Consider the following 1,258-nt stretch of genomic DNA (forward strand, 5'->3'; position numbering starts at 1 on the left):
CCCTTTGCCTCCAGTTGTAAAGCCGGTCTTTGTAGATACTTGTCGTGCAGGTATGACTTGCATTGAAGATTACAGTGATTCCACTCTCCGGGGGATGGCTCCTTTTTATGAAGCACTCAATCGTATCTCTTCCAGTGATTCAGATGACTCTGATGACAAACAGGTACGCATTGCCGTATTCGGAGACTCTTTTATCGAAGCGGATATATTTACAGCCGACTTGCGCGAAATGCTTCAGAAACAATTCGGCGGTTGTGGTGTAGGTTTTGTTACCATCACTTCCATGACAAGCGGTTACCGTCCTACGGTACGGCATACATTTGGCGGATGGTCCAGCCATGCAGTAACAGACAGTATCTATTTCGATAAGAAGAAACAAGGCATTTCCGGACACTATTTTGTCCCCCGGAACGGAGCTTATGTAGAACTACGCGGACAAAATAAATACGCCTCCCTGCTCGATACTTGTCAACGTGCTTCTATCTTCTTCTATAATAAAGATTCCGTTCTTCTTTCTGCCCGTGTGAACAAAGGAGAAAGCAAGAATTACTCTTTAGGCCCTTCTGATGGATTACAACAAGTTCAGGTGGACGGACGCATCGGTTCTATCCGTTGGACAGTAGATCGTGCGGACTCTGCCCTGTTCTATGGCTTGGCAATGGATGGAAAGAAAGGAATCATTCTCGATAACTTCTCGTTGCGTGGCAGTTCCGGTCTTTCCCTGCGCGGTATTCCGGTACAAACGTTGAAGCAGTTTAACCGCCAGCGTCCTTACGACCTGATTATCCTCGAATATGGATTGAATGTAGCTACCGAACGGGGACGCAATTATGATAATTACCAGAAAGGATTGATTACAGCTATCGAGCATCTGAAAGAATGTTTCCCACAAGCCGGAATTCTGTTATTGAGCGTTGGCGACCGTGATTATAAGAACGAAAACGGCGAACTCCGTACCATGCCCGGTGTTAAGAATCTGATTCGTTATCAGCAGAACATTGCTGCTGAAAGCGGTATTGCATTCTGGAATATGTTTGAAGCAATGGGCGGAGAAGGCAGTATGGCAAAACTCGTCCATGCCAAACCCTCTATGGCAAACTACGATTATACGCATATAAACTTCCGTGGCGGTAAGCATTTGGCTGGATTGCTTTATGAAACCATGATCTATGGTAAGGAACAATACGACAGGAGGCGTGCTTATGAGAAAGAGTAACCTGCTGTCCATCTTTATTCTCATTCTCGCCGGTATGTTGAG

General features: G+C 45.7%; 1 protein-coding gene. It reads left to right on the top strand.

What is annotated here, in order from left to right:
- On the top strand, window positions 1–1,216 hold a 1,216-nt coding region (locus AB5935_RS26725; protein ID WP_368327947.1), incomplete at its 5' end, for an SGNH/GDSL hydrolase family protein.
- Window positions 1,217–1,258: the final 42 nt, after the last annotated feature.

This window comes from Phocaeicola sp. RTP21198st1_B8_RTP21198_201120, from assembly GCF_040929485.1.
In the GTDB taxonomy this organism is placed as follows: Bacteria; Bacteroidota; Bacteroidia; order Bacteroidales; family Bacteroidaceae; genus Phocaeicola; species Phocaeicola dorei.